The organism is Methylobacterium sp. Leaf100 (assembly GCF_001422845.1).
Taxonomy (GTDB): Bacteria; Pseudomonadota; Alphaproteobacteria; order Rhizobiales; family Beijerinckiaceae; genus Methylobacterium.
Map to the genome: position 1 here is coordinate 97,548 of NZ_LMMW01000001.1, position 16,085 is coordinate 113,632.

At 65.8% G+C, this 16,085-nt stretch carries 16 protein-coding genes; 10 read left to right on the top strand and 6 right to left on the bottom strand.

Annotated features, from left to right (window positions below; genetic code table 11):
- Nucleotides 1-487 precede the first annotated feature (487 nt).
- A complete protein-coding gene (locus ASF25_RS00400; protein WP_244472849.1) occupies nt 488-1,384 on the top strand; it encodes a hypothetical protein in 897 nt (298 codons plus the stop codon).
- Nucleotides 1,385-1,394: 10 nt separating this feature from the next.
- Here ASF25_RS00400 and ASF25_RS00405 read toward each other — a convergent pair whose 3' ends face one another.
- The 6 genes from ASF25_RS00405 to ASF25_RS00430 all read right to left on the bottom strand — a co-directional run bounded on the left by ASF25_RS00405 (nt 1,395) and on the right by ASF25_RS00430 (nt 8,532).
- Nucleotides 1,395-1,685 carry a formate dehydrogenase subunit delta gene (locus tag ASF25_RS00405; RefSeq protein WP_056171658.1) on the bottom strand — a complete coding sequence of 97 codons (291 nt, stop codon included), beginning with the start codon at nt 1,683-1,685 and terminating at the stop codon, nt 1,395-1,397.
- 34 nt (nt 1,686-1,719) lie between these two features.
- Nucleotides 1,720-2,574 carry a formate dehydrogenase accessory sulfurtransferase FdhD gene (gene fdhD, locus ASF25_RS00410; protein WP_056302618.1) on the bottom strand — a complete coding sequence of 285 codons (855 nt, stop codon included), beginning with the start codon at nt 2,572-2,574 and terminating at the stop codon, nt 1,720-1,722.
- Entirely contained in the window at nt 2,561-5,422 is a 2,862-nt protein-coding gene (gene fdhF, locus ASF25_RS00415) for a formate dehydrogenase subunit alpha (protein WP_056171661.1), read from the bottom strand. Before fdhF ends, fdhD begins: the two co-directional genes overlap by 14 nt.
- A 13-nt stretch (nt 5,423-5,435) precedes the next feature.
- A complete protein-coding gene (locus ASF25_RS00420) occupies nt 5,436-6,995 on the bottom strand; it encodes a formate dehydrogenase beta subunit (RefSeq protein ID WP_056302620.1) in 1,560 nt (519 codons plus the stop codon).
- Entirely contained in the window at nt 6,992-7,465 is a 474-nt protein-coding gene (locus ASF25_RS00425) for a formate dehydrogenase subunit gamma (protein ID WP_056171665.1), read from the bottom strand. Before ASF25_RS00425 ends, ASF25_RS00420 begins: the two co-directional genes overlap by 4 nt.
- 158 nt (nt 7,466-7,623) lie before the next feature.
- A complete protein-coding gene (locus tag ASF25_RS00430) occupies nt 7,624-8,532 on the bottom strand; it encodes a LysR family transcriptional regulator (RefSeq protein WP_056171667.1) in 909 nt (302 codons plus the stop codon).
- Nucleotides 8,533-8,808: 276 nt separating this feature from the next.
- Here ASF25_RS00430 and coxB point away from each other — a divergent pair, with 276 nt between their 5' ends.
- The 9 genes from coxB (at nt 8,809) to ASF25_RS00475 (ending at nt 16,033) form a co-directional block, all read left to right on the top strand.
- Nucleotides 8,809-9,651 carry a cytochrome c oxidase subunit II gene (coxB, locus tag ASF25_RS00435; RefSeq protein ID WP_056265885.1) on the top strand — a complete coding sequence of 281 codons (843 nt, stop codon included), beginning with the start codon at nt 8,809-8,811 and terminating at the stop codon, nt 9,649-9,651.
- Nucleotides 9,652-9,736: 85 nt separating this feature from the next.
- On the top strand, nt 9,737-11,368 hold the full coding sequence (gene ctaD, locus ASF25_RS00440) for a cytochrome c oxidase subunit I (protein WP_056171670.1): 1,632 nt from the start codon (nt 9,737-9,739) through the stop codon (nt 11,366-11,368).
- 190 nt (nt 11,369-11,558) lie between these two features.
- A complete protein-coding gene (locus tag ASF25_RS00445) occupies nt 11,559-12,512 on the top strand; it encodes a heme o synthase (protein ID WP_056172166.1) in 954 nt (317 codons plus the stop codon).
- Complete coding sequence (locus ASF25_RS23150; RefSeq protein WP_056171672.1) at nt 12,509-12,673, top strand: hypothetical protein; 165 nt, start codon at nt 12,509-12,511, stop codon at nt 12,671-12,673. Before ASF25_RS00445 ends, ASF25_RS23150 begins: the two co-directional genes overlap by 4 nt.
- Nucleotides 12,674-12,693: 20 nt before the next feature.
- Nucleotides 12,694-13,293 (top strand): cytochrome c oxidase assembly protein, encoded by a 600-nt coding sequence (locus tag ASF25_RS00455; RefSeq protein WP_056171674.1) that lies wholly within the window; start codon nt 12,694-12,696, stop codon nt 13,291-13,293.
- Nucleotides 13,294-13,427: 134 nt separating this feature from the next.
- Nucleotides 13,428-14,285, top strand: a complete 858-nt coding sequence (locus tag ASF25_RS00460; protein WP_056171676.1) for a cytochrome c oxidase subunit 3 — start codon at nt 13,428-13,430, stop codon at nt 14,283-14,285.
- A gap of 101 nt (nt 14,286-14,386) precedes the next feature.
- Complete coding sequence (locus ASF25_RS00465) at nt 14,387-14,785, top strand: DUF983 domain-containing protein (RefSeq protein WP_056172168.1); 399 nt, start codon at nt 14,387-14,389, stop codon at nt 14,783-14,785.
- Nucleotides 14,786-14,808: 23 nt separating this feature from the next.
- Nucleotides 14,809-15,540 carry an SURF1 family protein gene (locus ASF25_RS00470; RefSeq protein WP_244472850.1) on the top strand — a complete coding sequence of 244 codons (732 nt, stop codon included), beginning with the start codon at nt 14,809-14,811 and terminating at the stop codon, nt 15,538-15,540.
- Between the two features lie 76 nt (nt 15,541-15,616).
- Nucleotides 15,617-16,033, top strand: coding sequence for a DUF4864 domain-containing protein (locus ASF25_RS00475; RefSeq protein WP_056171677.1), 417 nt, complete (start codon nt 15,617-15,619; stop codon nt 16,031-16,033).
- Nucleotides 16,034-16,085 lie beyond the last annotated feature (52 nt).

Consider the following 16,085-nt stretch of genomic DNA (forward strand, 5'->3'; position numbering starts at 1 on the left):
GGTGAGGAAGCGCCCGCGACCCGCGGGCACGACGCCGGCTTGGTCTCAAGCCACGCGGACCCGAATCGCCACGATGGCGATCGTCTTCGAATCTCGTTTGTTCGCCGGAAACGTCACCCGCGGAGATCCATGGCCATCCAGGAAGTCACTACCCCGGAAATGGGACAGCGTTGCTGTCCTAACGACGGAAAGTGACAGATTTTAAACGCTCCAGCAAGGCCCGTTCCGACGGCTTGTAAGCCTTTTCCGCGCGCGCGAACGTTTCACGGCCCGCTCCGTTGCCGCAGGTACGAGTTTGGATCGAGTCCTGCTTCGGCATACCCCGACAGAAACCCGCCTCGAAGCCCTCGCATTCCCGCCCCAATCCCACGCTTAACAGGACCTTGCCGAGCACAAGCGGCATGCGGGGGCGAGACCCTGGCGGAGACCCACCGGAGGACCCGCGCCAACAGCGGGCCTCCGGATCGAACCTTCTGAACGAGGCCTCATGATCGTGCGTGGTCAGAACCAGCGCAGCAAGCCCCGTCCGCGCGCGTCGATGCCGCGCCTCTCAAAGGTACTGTGCGGCCTCACCCTGTCCGTCTTCGGATCGGGAATCGCCATGGCGCAGTATTTTGACGACCGCGACATGCCGATGCCGCCGCGCGCCGTGGTGTGGCGACTGAACGACCGCGGATTCACTGCCGTCACCCGACCCCAATTCGACGGTCGTGCCTACGTCGTCGAAGCCGACGACCCCTACGGCGAGCGCGTGCGCGTGTTCGTCGATGCCCACGATGGCGCAATCCTTCGTCGCCAACGTCTGAACGTCGCCCTCGCCTCGCCGCCGGTGCGCGTTGCGCGGCCGGCGCCGGGATACGGTTGGACCGAGGAGGAGGCGGTTCCGCGCCGTCCCGTCCGTGAAGCGGAGCGAATCATACCGCCCAGCACCGTTCCGAACGCACCGCTTCGCCGCGCGCCGCTCGATGCCGTTCGGGTGGGCCGAGCCGAACCCCTGGACCGCAATCCAATGGGCTTGAATCCCGACGCGCCGTCGCAAGCTCAAATCCCCCCCCAAGCTCCGGGTAAGGTGGTCCGGCTCAATCCTCCGCCGAAGCCGGCCGCTACCCGGATCACCCCGCAGGCACCCCGCCTGTCCGAGACACCTTCGTCAAAGCCGGAAGTGCGGGAGCCGGCGGCTGCCTCCCTCGAAGCCCCGAAGTCCGTGACGCCAGCGACGAACGCCACTGCGCCGACACCAACTGCCGTGCAGCCGCAAATCGACGCGAAGGCGCCTAAAGCGTGGAAGGACCCACCCGCGGATCAGAAGAAGTCGGTTCGGGTGATCGGCGGCGCCACCATCGTGCCGGGGGCAACACCGCCGAGCGAGCCAGCCAAAGACTGACGTCCCCCAGTCAGCCGGCGTCGCTCGCGCCGGCGCCCTGAAGCGCGGGGTCCCGGGTGGCAGCGCGCACGGGGCTCTCTGCCTGAGGCTTCTCGGTGATCGCCTGGAGTGCGAGCGGATCGAGCCCACTCCCTTCCGTGGGGCCGAAAGCGACGAGGGCGTGGCGCATCTTGGGAGTCCAGAACGCCACGATGTGCTTGTGGATGCCGGCAACAGCCTCGTCGTCCGGATACGAGCGGAAGAAGGTGGCGATCTGGTTCGCCATGCGGACGAGTTTCTGATCGGATGTCATGGCGCTCATGGGGACGCTCGCGTCGTTTGCGTTGCAGGATCGATCAGAGAGACGGGGCGAGGATCAAACGCTCGCGACCGTGAAAGACCGTGAGGGTGTCGGAGCGGGCGATAGCGCAGAGGGTCATGCCGTGCAGCCGCGCCCGGTCGATGGCCAGCGATGTCGGAGCGGAGATGGCAACGAGGATCGACGCGCCGAGGCTGGCCGCCTTTTCGACCATCTCGAACGAGCAACGGCTCGTGATCACGAGGAAACCGGTCGCCGGATCGATCCGCTCGCGCATCAAAGCGCCGATGAGTTTGTCGAGGCCGTTGTGACGCCCGACATCCTCCCTTACCACGAAGAGGGACCCGTCGAGATTGGCCCAGGCGGCGGCGTGAACCGCGCGGGTCCGACGATTCAGCACCTGTGCCTCACCGAGTGTGGTGAGAGCCCGTTCGATGGCGGCGATTCCGACACTGCCCGCCCCATCGACGCGAGCTTCGGCCATGGGAAGTGCGGAGAGATCGTCGATCCCGCATACGCCGCAACCGGTCCGGCCACTGATGGCACGTTTGCGGGCAAGGTGCTCACGAAGGCGCCCCGGAGCGAGGTTGACGAGGAGGCGCAGGCCTCCATCGGCGATCTCGACCGTGACGTCCCGGATCTCGCCGGCCGAGGCCACGATGCCCTCCGTGAGGCTGAACCCGTAGGCAAAATCCACGAGGTCGGCCGGCGTCGTCATCATCACCGCGTACGGCACGCTGCCGTAGACGATGTTGACCGGCATCTCGACAGCGAGGTCGCGCTCGCCCGGCCGGGCGGCGGGATCGTCGTACGCGACGACCAAGGTCTTGACGCGCCGGGCGGTCTCGGCCGGCGCGTCGTTCTCGTTCAGGTCCTGGCTACTCGGCAGCATTCAACTGGGTCGCAATACGGGTCAGGGAGAAGTCCTCTTCATAGAACTTCGCCTGCCAATCGGAAGGCCGGTTGGTGCGCCGGACCTGCACTGCCGTCACCTTGTACTCGGGGCAGTTGGTGGCCCAGTCCGAGTAGTCCGTGGTGATGACGTTGGCGCCGGTCTTGGCATGGTGGAACGTGGTGTAGACCACGCCCGGTTGCATCCGCTCGGAGACCACGGCCTTGAGGGCGATGTCGCCCGAGCGGCTTTCCAGCGCCACGAGGTCACCGTCGACGACGCCGCGCACCTCGGCGTCGAACGGATGGATCTCCAGCACATCCTCCTCGTGCCAGCGCGAGTTCTCAGTGCGGCGGGTCTGAGCGCCGACATTGTACTGCGACAGGATACGCCCGGTGGTGAGGATGAGCGGGAAGCGCGGACCTGTGCGCTCCTCGGTCGGTACGTACTCGGTGATCATGAACTTGCCCAAGCCCCGCACGAAACGGTCGACGTGCATCATCGGCGTGCCACGCGGCGCCGCGTCGTTGCACGGCCACTGGATCGAGCCGAGCTCGTCGATCTTGGCGAAGCTCACACCCTTGAAGCTCGGAGTGAGCGAGGCGATCTCGTCCATGATCTCGGACGGGTGACTGTAGTTCATCGGGTAGCCCAGGGCGTTCGAGAGCAGCATCGTGCCCTCCCAGTCGCCAACGCCGGAGAGCGGCGGCATTACCTTGCGCACGCGGGAAATACGGCGCTCGGCATTGGTGAAGGTGCCGTCCTTTTCAAGGAACGAAGCGCCCGGCAGGAAGACATGGGCGTACTTTGCCGTCTCGTTGAGGAAGATGTCCTGGATAACGATGCACTCCATCGCCATCAGGCCGGCGGTGACATGGTGCGTATCGGGGTCGGACTGGGCGATGTCCTCACCCTGGATGTACATGCCCTTGAAGGCGCCATCGACGGCCTCGTCGAGCATGTTGGTGATGCGCAGGCCAGGATCCTTGTCGAGCGAGACGCCCCACAGGGATTCAAAGGTCTCGCGGGTCGCGTCGTCGGAGACATGGCGGTAGCCCGGCAGTTCGTGCGGGAACGAGCCCATATCGCACGAGCCCTGGACGTTGTTCTGGCCGCGGAGCGGATTCACGCCGGCGCCCAGCATGCCGATGTTGCCGGTGGCCATGGCGATGTTGGCCATGCCCATGACCATGGTCGAGCCCTGGCTGTGCTCGGTCACGCCGAGACCGTAATAGATGCCGGCCGCGCCACCCTTGGCGTAGAGGCGAGCGGCGCCACGGAGCTCGGCCGGATCGATGCCGGTGAAGCGCTCTTGAGCCTCGGGCGAGTGGCGCTCGTCGGCGACGAACCGCGCCCAGGCCTCGAAGTCGCCGAGATCGCAGCGCTCGCGGACATAGGCCTCGTCGATAAGCCCCTCGGTGACGATGACGTGCGCCATCGAGTTGATGAAGGCGACGTTGGAGCCGGGCTTGAGGGGCAGGTGGAAGTCGGCTTTGACGTGGGGCGACTTCACCAGATCGATTTTTCTCGGGTCCGCGACGATGAGTTTTGCCCCTTCCCGGAGGCGCTTCTTCATCCGCGAGCCGAAGACAGGGTGGCCGTCGGTGGGGTTGGCGCCGATGACCAGGATGACGTCGGAATGCGCCACCGAGGCGAAATCCTGGGTGCCGGCCGAGGTGCCCAGCGTCGACATCAGGCCGTAGCCTGTAGGCGAGTGGCAGACGCGGGCGCAGGTGTCGACGTTGTTGTTGCCGAAGGCAGCCCGGACCAGCTTCTGGACGAGGTAGGCCTCCTCGTTGGTGCAGCGCGACGAGGTGATGCCGCCGACCGAATCCTTGCCGTATGTCTTCTGGATGCGCTTGAACTCGGACGCGGCGCGGTCGATGGCGACCTCCCACGACACTTCCTGCCAGGGGTCCGTGATCTTGTCGCGGATCATCGGCTTGGTGATGCGGTCCTTGTGGGTGGCGTAGCCGTAGGCGAAGCGTCCCTTCACGCAGCTATGGCCCTCGTTGGCCTTGCCGCCCTTGTAGGGAACCATCCGCACCACGCGGGTGCCCTGCATCTCGGCCTTGAACGAGCAGCCAACGCCGCAATAGGCGCAGGTGGTGATCTCGGAGTGATCGGGCTGGCCGTGCTCGATGATCGACTTCTCCTGGAGCGTCGCCGTAGGACAAGCCTGCACGCAGGCGCCGCAGGACACGCACTCGGACTCCATGAAGTTCGTTGGGCCGGCGGCGACGCGGCTGTCGAAGCCGCGGCCCTCGATGGTGAGCGCGAAGGTGCCCTGCACCTCTTCACACGCGCGGACGCAGCGATTGCAGACGATGCACTTCGACGGATCGTAGGTGAAGTAGGGGTTCGAGGTGTCCTTCGGCAGGTACTGGTCCGAGGACGGCTTGACGTGGTTGGCGCCGTCGTAGCCGTAGCGCACGTCGCGCAGGCCGACCGCGCCGGCCATGTCCTGCAACTCGCAATCGCCGTTGGCCGCGCAAGTCAGGCAGTCGAGGGGGTGATCGGAGATGTAGAGCTCCATCACGCCCTTGCGGAGCTTGGCCAGCTTGTCGGTCTGCGTCGAGACCACCATGCCGTTCTCGGCCGGGGTGGTGCAGGAGGCGGGGGTACCGCGCCGGCCCTCGATCTCCACGAGGCAAAGGCGGCAGGAGCCGAAGGCTTCCAGCGAATCGGTGGCGCAGAGCTTGGGGATCTGCGTGCCGGCGTGCATGGCGGCGGCCATGACGGAGGTGCCGGCCGGCACTGTGACGTGCATACCGTCGATGGTGAGCGTCACGGTCTGCTCGGACACCCGGATCGGGGTGCCGTAATCGATCTCTTTGATGAGGGCCATGGGTCGCGCCTCCTTACTCGGCGGCGACGGACATGTGTCCGCCACGCTCGAAATCCTCGGGGAAATGGGTGATCGCGCTCATGACGGGCATTGGGGTGAGCCCGCCCATGGCGCAGAGCGACCCGTCGGTCATGACGTCGCAAAGGTCTGAAATGACGGCCAGATTGCGCTGGGTGTCCGTGCCGGCGATGACCTTGTCCATGGTCTCCACGCCGCGCGTCGCGCCGATGCGGCAGGGGGTGCACTTGCCGCAGGATTCCACCGCGCAGAACTCGAAGGCGAAGCGCGCCTGCTTGGCCATGTCCACGGTGTCGTCGAAAACCACGATGCCGCCGTGGCCGACGAGGCCCTTCTTGGCCGCCATCGCCTCGTAATCGAGGGGCGTGTCGAGGAGGTGATCGGGAAAGTAAGCCCCGAGCGGGCCACCGACCTGAACCGCGCGCACCGGACGGCCGCTCTGCGTGCCGCCGCCGAAATCCTCGATGATCTCCCGGAGGGTGATGCCGAAGGCGTACTCGATGAGACCGCCATGCTTGATGTTGCCGGCGAGTTGGATCGCCAGCGTACCGAGCGACCGGCCCATGCCGTATTCGGCATAGGCCTTGGCGCCGTGCTCGAGGATGTAGGGCACGGCCGTGAAGGTCATCACGTTGTTGACCAGTGTCGGCTGGCCGAGGAAGCCCTTGAGCGCCGGGATCGGCGGCTTGGCGCGGACGATGCCGCGACGGCCTTCGAGGCTCTCCAGCAGCGAGGTCTCTTCGCCGCAGATATAGGCGCCGGCGCCGAGGCGCACTTCGAGGTGGAAGGCTTTGCCGGAGCCCATGACGTCGGCGCCGAGGAATCCGGCCTTCACCCCGTTGGCGATGGCTTCCTTCAGGGTCGCGAAGGCCTGCGGGTATTCCGAGCGAAGGTAGATGTAGCCGCGCGTAGCGCCCGTCGCGATGCCCGCGATGGTCATGCCCTCGATGAGGTTGAAGGGGTCGCCCTCCATCATCATGCGATCGGCGAAGGTTCCGGAATCACCCTCGTCGGCGTTGCAGACCACGTATTTCTGGTCCGACGCGGCGAGCATCACCGTGTTCCACTTGATGCCGGCCGGGAAACCGGCGCCGCCGCGCCCGCGCAGGCCGGACTCGCGCACCTCGGCGACGATGCCGGCGGCGTCGAGCTTCAGGGCCGATTCCAGACCCCTGTAGCCACCGTGCGCCCGGTAATCCTCGACGGAGACCGGATCGACGACGCCGCAGCGCTGGAAGGTGAGGCGATGCTGGCGGGCGAGGTAGGGGATCTTCTCGGGGTCGCCGAGGCGCAGGGGATGCTCACCGCCGTCGACCAGGCCGGCGTCGAGCAACGCATCGACATCCCCGGGGGTGACCGGACCGTAGGCGATGCGCCCGTCCGGCGTGCCGACCTCGACCATCGGCTCGAGCCACAGCATCCCACGAGATCCCGTGCGGACGATGGTGACGTCGAGGCCCCGGCGCTCGGCACAGGCGAACAGGGCGCGTGCGACGCGGTTGGCCCCGAGTCCCAGGGCCACGGCATCGCGGGGAACGTAGAGGGTGATGCTCATGACTTCACCTCGGCGAGGGCCGATTCCAGGGAGTCGGCGGTGAGCCGGGCCAGGGGCTCGTCATCCACGAGGGCGCCGGGGCCGTTGGCGCAGAGGCCGAGGCAGTAGACCGGCTCGACGGTGACCTGCCCATCCGAAGTTGTGCCGTGCCAATCGATCCCGAGGCGGGCGAGGATGTCGGCGTGGAGCTTGTCCGAGCCCATGGCCTGACAGGCCTCGGCCCGGCACAGCTTCACCTGATGCTTGCCCGACGGGGCGCGGCGGAAGTCGTGGTAGAAGGTGATGCAGCCGTGGATCTCGGCGCGCGACAGGTTCAACGCGTCGGCGATGAGCGGTACGGCCCCCTCGTCGACGTAGCCGAAGGTTTCCTGAAGGGCGTGCAAGATCGGAAGGGTCGCCCCTTCGAGATGAAGATGTTCGGCGATGATCCCGGCGGCGCGGGGCTCGCTCCAGGGCTCGTTCGGCAGCATTGTTCCACCCGGTTTATCTTGTTCTCGTTCCAAGGTGGTATATCACCGAGCTTGAATCAATCGCGCCTTTCCGTTGGTCGACAACAGATTTTTGTCAAAACTCGATTGTGCAACGCAAAAACTCATAGCGACGGCAGAGATCGCCGGGACGGAAAACCTCACAGAGAGGCAATATCCTGCGCGATGGTGGATGCGGCGGCGCGGGCCTCGACGATCAGGGCGGCGCAGAGCGGCGTCATCGGTTCGCGCTCGGGCACGACGAGGCCGATGAGGTGGCTGACGTCGGGCTCGACGATGGGCACGGCCCGTACCCGCTCGCTGAGGCGGAAGCTGTCGGCCAGCACTGCCGGCATGATGCTGGCCCACTTCGCGGTCCGGACATGGGTGAGCAGCACGATCATCGAGTTCGATTCGAGGAGCGGCGCCGAAACCCGCCCGACATTGGTGAGGTGCCGGTCGATGATCCGGCGGTTCTGCATGTCGGGGGTGAGGAGGCAGAGCGGGATGCGGGCCACCTCCTCCCATGTCACCGAGTCCCGGGCGCCGAACACGCCGTCCACCGCCGTGAGCAGCCGGTAGCGCTCGCGGTAGAGCGGCACGGCGGTGAGGCGTCCCAGCGGCTCGTTCTCCAGGTAGGTGATGCCGGCATCGATCTCGAGATCGGCGATGAGGCGACCGATCTCCCCCGAGGTGGTGGAGTGCACGGAGAACCGTACCTCGGGGTGGCGCATCCGGAACGGTGTCGTCAGGGCTGCGACGATGGGCGTCGCCGTGGGGATCGCGGCGAGCCGCAGGGTCCCGGACAGGCCGCGCCGGAGGCTCGCCACCTCCTCCCGCATGGCACGGGCATCCCCGACGATGCGGCGCGCCCATTCGAGCACCCGCTCGCCCTCCGGGGTGAAGCCCTGGAAGCGTGAGCCGCGCTGGACCAGCATGACGCCGAGGCGTTCCTCGAGCTGCTTCACGCCGGCCGACAGGGTCTGCTGCGAGACGTTGCAGACCTGCGCGGCCCGGCCGAAATGACGCTCGCGGGCGAGAGCGAGGATGAATTCGAGGCGTTCGATCACGGACCGGCACGAACCTCCCTGACGACGGGACTCCCCTTTGGGGGAACGCGCGCATCGCGCGAATCCGACCCGGCGTAACCCGCTGGAATGCCGCCGATGCGACGCTGTTGCGGTTGCGCCCCCACAATCCATGTGGTCTGACACGCCGATCGGCATTCAAGGTGGGCAAAATCCGCGGGATGCCGCAACACCCGCAGAACGCACTTGCGCTTTCGTCTAAATATAGCAAGAGGCGCGGGGACAATCGATCACGTCATGGGGAGCCGAGAGAGGCAGATGCGGACGACGCAGGCGCAACACCGGTCATCATGGGGGCTTGCCGCGCTTGGCGCCGTCCTCGTCTCGTCATCCTCCGCGTTGGCGGCGGGCATCGGTCAACCCGTGCCCTGGCAGATGGACCGTCAGGTCCCGGTCACCGAGAATGCACGGGACATCCACACGTTCGAGCAGGGCATGCACTGGCTCTCGTTCGGCATCTCGCTCTTCGTGCTGGCGCTGATCCTGTATTGCGTCTTCCGCTTCAGCGAGAAGGCGAACCCAACGCCCTCGAAGACCACCCACAACACCCTCATCGAGGTGGCCTGGACCATCGTCCCGGTGCTGATCCTCGTCGCCGTCGCGATTCCCTCGTTCCGCCTGCTGCGCACGCAGCTCTCGGACCCGAAGGCCGACGTGCTGGTGAAGGTGATCGGCCACGCCTGGTACTGGTCCTACGAGTATCCGGCCGTGGAGAACGGCGGGGGCTTCACGTTCGACGCCAACCTCGACGAGGACAAGCAGCCCAAGCTGCTCGGCACCGACAACGACATGGTCGTGCCGGTGAACAAGATCGTGAAGATCCAGGTCACCGCTGCCGACGTGCTGCATTCCTGGGCGATGCCGTCCTTCGGCTTCAAGATCGACGCCATCCCCGGCCGCCTCAACCAGTTCTGGTTCAAGGCAGAGCGCGAGGGCACCTATCACGGTCAGTGCTCCGAGCTCTGCGGCGCCCGTCACGCCTACATGCCGATCACGGTCCAGGTCGTGAGCGACGAGGCGTACGCGAAGTGGCTCGCCGAGGGTAAGACGAAGTTCGCTCGGATCGACAACGACACCTCGAAGTTCGCTGCGGCCCGCTGACGGGTCCGGCCGGACCGGGCGCGAAGGGCGCCCGGTCCGGCCTCGTTTCATGAGATTCAAGAGAAACCTGGACTGAGGTCTATCCATGGCTAACGCCGCAGCACATTCTGGGCACCACGACGCCCACGCCCACGATCACAAGCCGCCGTTCTTCTCCCGCTGGTTCCTGTCCACGAACCACAAGGACATCGGCACTCTCTATCTGCTGTTCGCCTTCTGCGCGGGCATCATCGGCGCGTTCCTCTCCTTCGGCATCCGCATGGAGATGGAGGAGCCCGGCCTCCAGTATTTCGCCAACCCCGGCACCTACAACGTGTTCGTGACCGGCCACGGCCTCATCATGGTGTTCTTCATGGTGATGCCCGCCCTCATCGGCGGCTTCGGCAACTGGTTCGTGCCCCTCATGATCGGCGCGCCCGACATGGCGTTCCCGCGCATGAACAACATCTCGTTCTGGCTGACGGTGGCGGGCTTCCTCAGCCTCGTCTGCTCGCTGTTCGTCGAGGGCGCTCCGGGCTCCAGCGGCGCCGGCACCGGCTGGACCGTCTACCCTCCGCTCTCCAGCGCCGGACATCCCGGCCCCGCCGTCGACTTCGCGATCTTCGCTCTCCACCTCTCGGGCGCCGGCTCGATCCTCGGCGCCATCAACTTCATCACCACGATCCTGAACATGCGCGCGCCGGGCATGACCCTGCACAAGATGCCGCTGTTCGCCTGGTCGATGCTGGTGACCGCGTTCCTGCTGCTCTTGTCGCTGCCGGTTCTCGCCGGCGCGATCACCATGCTGCTCACCGACCGCAACTTCGGCACGACCTTCTTCGATCCGGCCGGCGGCGGTGATCCGGTGCTCTACCAGCACCTGTTCTGGTTCTTCGGTCACCCCGAAGTGTACATCATGATCCTGCCGGCCTTCGGCATCGTCTCGCACATCATCTCGACCTTCTCGCGCAAGCCGGTGTTCGGATACCTCGCCATGGCCTACGCCATGGTGGCCATCGGCGTCGTCGGCTTCGTCGTGTGGGCACACCACATGTACACCGTCGGACTGTCGCTCCAGACCCAGTCCTACTTCGTGTTCGCCACCATGGTGATCGCGGTGCCCACCGGCGTAAAGATCTTCTCGTGGATCGCCACCATGTGGGGCGGGTCCATCCGCTTCACCGCCGCCATGCATTGGGCCGTCGGGTTCATCTTCCTGTTCACCGTCGGTGGCGTCACTGGCGTGGTGCTCGCGAACTCGGCCGTCGATAAGTACCTGCACGACACCTACTACGTCGTGGCGCACTTCCACTACGTGCTCTCGCTCGGCGCGGTGTTCATCATCTTCGCCGGTGTCTACTACTGGTTCCCGAAGATGACCGGCCACATCATCCCCGAATGGGCAGGCAAGCTGCACTTCTGGCTCGCCTTCATCGGCGCGAACGTACTGTTCTTCCCGATGCACTTCCTCGGTCTCGCCGGCATGCCGCGTCGCTATGCCGACTACCCGGAGGCGTTCGCCGGATGGCACAAGGTCTCGACCTGGGGCGGGCACATCTTCGCCCTTGGCATGGTGGTGTTCTTCATCGGCGTGGTTCTGGCGTTCCGCTCCAGCCGACGCGCCGCCGACAATCCCTGGGGTGAAGGTGCGACCACCCTCGAGTGGACGCTGTCGTCGCCGCCGCCCTTCCACCAGTTCGAGACGCTGCCCCGCATCGTTGACGAGCCGGGCCACTAAGAGAAAAGCCACAGCTTTTCGGATTGCGAGGACCGCGCCAGCGGTCCTCGCTCTTTCCCGGATGCCTTCCCACCGAACTCGCGGGCGGGCATCCCGAAAAGGGCGGCGCCAGGACGTCACACTCGATGACGGCGCGATCCGAAGCCCCATTCGCTACGACAAACTCAATCAGGTCCCCATGCAGGTCCCCATGACGAGCCTGTCGAACAGCCTATCCGCTGACGCCGAGCCGCAACCGGTCATCATGGCCGTCGGCGGCGAAGTCTCCGACTTCTTCGCCCTGTTGAAGCCCCGGGTGATGGTGCTGGTGATCTTCACCGCACTCGTCGGCATGGCGGTATCGAACGTCCACATCCAGCCGGTGGTGGGTACGATCTCGCTGCTGATGATCGCGGTTGGTGCCGGCGCCTCCGGCTGCCTCAACATGTGGTGGGATGCCGACATCGACGCGGTGATGACCCGGACGGCTAAGCGCCCGATTCCGGACGGGCGCATCCAGCCCAACGAAGCCCTGGCCTTCGGCATCGTCCTATCCGTCGGCTCGGTCCTTGTTCTCGGCCTCGCCTCGAACTGGCTCGCCGCCGGGCTCCTCGCCTTCACCATCGTGTTCTACGCGGTGTTCTATTCCATGTGGCTGAAGCGTGCGACGCCACAGAACATCGTCATCGGGGGTGCCGCAGGCGCCCTGCCCCCGGTCATCGGTCAGGCCGTCGTCACAGGCTCCGTCGGCATCGAGTCGATCGTCCTGTTCCTCATCATCTTCATCTGGACGCCGCCGCACTTCTGGGCGCTGGCCCTGATCAAGTCCGGCGAATACGCCAAGGCCGGCATCCCGATGATGCCGAACGTGGCTGGGCCGCAATCGACCCGCCGCCAGATCATCTACTACTCCCTCGTCCTGTTCCCCATCGGCCTCGCCCCGGTCTTTCTCGGCTTCGGTGGACTGCTCTACGGCGTGACGGCGCTGCTGGGTGGCCTCGGCATGCTGGCTTTCAGCGTTCACGTTTTCCGCAATCGGGAGGGCGAGGCAGAGCGCAAGGCGGCGCTCGGCATGTTCGGCTTCTCGATCCTCTACCTCTTCCTACTGTTCTCCGCCCTTCTGGCCGAGCACAGCCTTGGCCTGTTTCGGACGGTGATCGCGTGAGCGGCCTTCAGAACCAGCCGCGGCCGTTGACGCCGGAGGAGGCGCAGCGCCGGCGCAAGCGTTCCCTCGCCATCGCGGCCGTCCTCTTCACCCTCGTGGCGATCTTCTACGTTCTGACCATCGCGAAGCTCGGACCTCAGGTCCTCAATCGCGCACTCTGACGCGTGGCGAGGGAGACACCATGACCGATCGCACGAATCCCTCCCGCAAGGCCGCCGTCACGGCGTTCGCCTGCGCGGGCCTCGCCTTCGGAATGATCGGCCTCGCCTTCGCGTCGGTGCCGCTCTACGACATGTTCTGCAAAGCAACGGGCTTCGACGGCACCCCGCGCAAGGGCATCGCTCAGGTGGCGGCCGCCACCGACGACGGCATGCTGGTCCGGTTCGATACCAACGTATCCTCCAGCCTGCCCTGGCGCTTCCAGGCCGAGGCCGCCGAAGTCACGGCCCGCCTGGGCGAAACCAAGACCGTTTTTTTCAAGGTGAAGAACACCGGCACCGTACCATCCACCGGCATCGCGACCTTCAACGTCCAGCCGGCGCTGATGGGCGCGTTCTTCGTCAAGATCGAGTGCTTCTGCTTCAATGAGCAGACCCTGCAGCCGGGCGAGACCATGGACTTCCCGGTGGTGTTCTACATCGATCCGGCCGTACGCCAGGATTCGAACACCGCGCACCTCTCGGAGATGACGCTGTCCTACACCTACTTCGCGTCGAAGAACGGTCAGCCCACGGCCGCGCTTGCGACAACGGGCGGCACGGGAAAGAAGTCGAATTTCTGACGCAGCAAGCGTGACAAGAGCGCGCCCGGCCGATTAAGGGTCTGAGCGTGGAAGCCGGGCATCCGGTCGAGCCGAAACAATGAGAGAGCCCGGGGCCGTCACGGTCGGGGCCCAGGGGTCAGGAGAGACGTTAGATGGCCGAGGCGCACGCCAAGAACCACGATTTCCACATTCTCGCCCCGAGTCCGTGGCCGCTCATCGGCGCCTTCTCCGGCTTCCTGATGGCGTTCGGGGCCGTCTTCTGGATGAAGAGCCTCACCATCGGTACCCTCAGCCCGGGTCCGTACATCTTCGGTGCCGGCACCATCGGCGTGCTCTACACCATGTACGCCTGGTGGAAGGACGTGGTCCACGAGGCCAACACCGGCGATCACACCCGCGTGGTGCAGCTCCACCACCGCTACGGCATGATCATGTTCATCGCCTCGGAGGTGATGTTCTTCGCCGCGTGGTTCTGGGCCTATTTCGAGGCAGCGCTCTACACCGCCGACCCCATCCAATCGACCCGCGTCGATTTCACCGGCGGGACGTGGCCGCCCAAGGGCATCGAAGCCTTCGACCCTTGGCACCTGCCGCTTCTCAACACCCTGATCCTGCTGACCTCGGGCACGACCATCACGTGGGCGCACCACGCCCTGCTGCATGACGACCGCAAGGGCCTGAAATATGGTCTGTGGCTGACGATCATCCTCGGCGTGCTGTTCTCGGCCTGTCAGGCCTACGAGTACGCCCACGCCCATTTCGGCTTCTCGGGCAGCATCTACTCGGCGACCTTCTTCATGGCGACGGGCTTCCACGGCTTCCACGTCATCATCGGCACCATCTTCCTGGCCATCTGCCTCTACCGTGCGTATCTCGGTCAGTTCACCGTGAAGCAGCACCTCGGTTTCGAGTTCGCCGCTTGGTACTGGCACTTCGTTGACGTGGTCTGGCTGTTCCTGTTCGCCTCGATCTACGTCTGGGGATCTGGCATCGGACACGCCGCCCACTGATCGTAAGCGGCCCTCGGCTGCATGGGAGATATGAAAGGGCGGCGCGAGCCGCCCTTTCGCGTGTCGAGACCAACTCCTATCCCCATATCCAGATCGAGCTGATGCTCACCCGGGCTCGAGGAGTACGAATCTTGGACGCTACGCGGCCGCTTCCCCCACCGATTCCCACAGGACTGCGCGGTCGCTGCCCGCGCTGTGGGGAAGGTCACATGTTCGACGGCTTCCTCACCTTCGCGCCGTCCTGCGAAGCCTGCGGTCTCGACTATTCCGGCTTCAATTCCGGCGATGGTCCGGCCTTCTTCGTCATGTCCATCGTCGGTACCATCGTGGTCGGCCTCGCCCTGTGGATGGAGATTTCCTACGAGCCGCCGATCTGGGTCCACGCCGTCGTCGCCGGGTCGCTCTCCATTGGTCTGAGCCTCGCCATTATTCGGCCTCTCAAGGGCGTGCTCGCGGCCCTTCAATTCGCCAACAAGGCCGAGCAGGGACGCTTTCGCTAGTGTCGGCCGTTCGACCTGGGGCCGTGCGAGCTCTGATCGCGCCCGGCCTCGTCTCGCTCGTTTGTCTCGCGATTCTCCTCGGCCTCGGCGTTTGGCAGCTCGATCGCAAGAGCCAGAAGGAAGCGCTCATCGGGCGCATCCTCGACCGGTCGCGCATCGAACCACCGGCGTCCTTGCCGGCGCCGGGCACGTGGAACCCAGAGGCCGACGAGTTTCGGCGAGTGCGGGTGACCGGCACGCTACTCAACGACCGCGAGACCCTCGTCCATGGCTTGGCCGCCGGCGCCGCACCCGGTCGCGCGCTCCAGGGCTATTATGTCCTGACGCCGCTACGGCGGTCCGAGGGCGATACGGTGCTGATCAACCGCGGCTTCGTACCCACGGAACTGAAAGCGCCGACGAGCCGGACGGTCGGGCAGATCGCGGGCGAGACCACGATCACCGGTATCCTGCGGGGTTCCGAGCCGCGGACCATGTTCGTCCCCGCCCCCGATGCGGCGCGCAACGAGTGGTTCAACCGCGACATCGCCGGCATCAGCGCGGCAGCCGGGCTGGCGGCCCCTCTGCCCTATCTCGTCGAAGCCGACGCCACTCCCAATCCGGGCGGCTGGCCGAAGGGCGGTCAGTTGCGGGTCGACCTGCCGAACAACCATCTGCAATACGCCTTCACGTGGTTCGGCATCGCCGGCTGCCTCATCGGTGTCTTCGGTGTGTTCGCCTGGAAGCGCCTCTTCGACGCACCCGACCCTGCCTGACCGTTCTCCGTCGGCTTGCCGGCAACGGGGTGTGCGCTACTCTCTGGGAGGGCGGATCACGCCCTGGAGTGTGCCCATGCGCGCCGCGATCCTGTTGCTGACCCTCGGTTTGACGTGGAGCGCGGCGCACGCCGCCGATGAAGCTGGGCGCGAGGCTGCCCGCGCCACCGTCACCCGACAGATCGAGGCTTTCCGGAAGGACGATGCGGCGACGGCCTACGCCCAGGCTGCACCTGCGATCCAGGGGATGTTCCCCTCGCCCGACACCTTCCTCGCTATGGTGCGACAGGGCTACGCCGCCGTCTATCGCGCTCGAAGCTACAGCGTGGACCGGGTGGAGGATGTCGATGCCAACGGTGTCGCCCTCGGTGTGAAGCTGCAGGACGAGGCCGGCATCGACTGGGTGGCCCTCTACACCCTGGAGAGACAAGCAGACGGTGCATGGCGCATCACGGGGTGCCAACTCAAGAAGGCGCCGGGCACCAGCACCTGAGGCGCATCAGGTTTCGACAGGCCGGACGGCTTGGTGTAGACGGGGCGCCTTC

Coding starts and splice junctions, on each gene's coding strand:
- ASF25_RS00400 (WP_244472849.1), top strand. CDS start 488: ATGATCGTGCGTGGTCAGAACCAGCGCAGCAAGCCCCGTCCGCGCGCG.
- ASF25_RS00405 (WP_056171658.1), bottom strand. CDS start 1,685: ATGAGCGCCATGACATCCGATCAGAAACTCGTCCGCATGGCGAACCAG.
- fdhD (WP_056302618.1), bottom strand. CDS start 2,574: ATGCTGCCGAGTAGCCAGGACCTGAACGAGAACGACGCGCCGGCCGAG.
- fdhF (WP_056171661.1), bottom strand. CDS start 5,422: ATGGCCCTCATCAAAGAGATCGATTACGGCACCCCGATCCGGGTGTCC.
- ASF25_RS00420 (WP_056302620.1), bottom strand. CDS start 6,995: ATGAGCATCACCCTCTACGTTCCCCGCGATGCCGTGGCCCTGGGACTC.
- ASF25_RS00425 (WP_056171665.1), bottom strand. CDS start 7,465: ATGCTGCCGAACGAGCCCTGGAGCGAGCCCCGCGCCGCCGGGATCATC.
- coxB (WP_056265885.1), top strand. CDS start 8,809: ATGCGGACGACGCAGGCGCAACACCGGTCATCATGGGGGCTTGCCGCG.
- ctaD (WP_056171670.1), top strand. CDS start 9,737: ATGGCTAACGCCGCAGCACATTCTGGGCACCACGACGCCCACGCCCAC.
- ASF25_RS00445 (WP_056172166.1), top strand. CDS start 11,559: ATGACGAGCCTGTCGAACAGCCTATCCGCTGACGCCGAGCCGCAACCG.
- ASF25_RS00455 (WP_056171674.1), top strand. CDS start 12,694: ATGACCGATCGCACGAATCCCTCCCGCAAGGCCGCCGTCACGGCGTTC.
- ASF25_RS00460 (WP_056171676.1), top strand. CDS start 13,428: ATGGCCGAGGCGCACGCCAAGAACCACGATTTCCACATTCTCGCCCCG.
- ASF25_RS00465 (WP_056172168.1), top strand. CDS start 14,387: ATGCTCACCCGGGCTCGAGGAGTACGAATCTTGGACGCTACGCGGCCG.
- ASF25_RS00475 (WP_056171677.1), top strand. CDS start 15,617: ATGCGCGCCGCGATCCTGTTGCTGACCCTCGGTTTGACGTGGAGCGCG.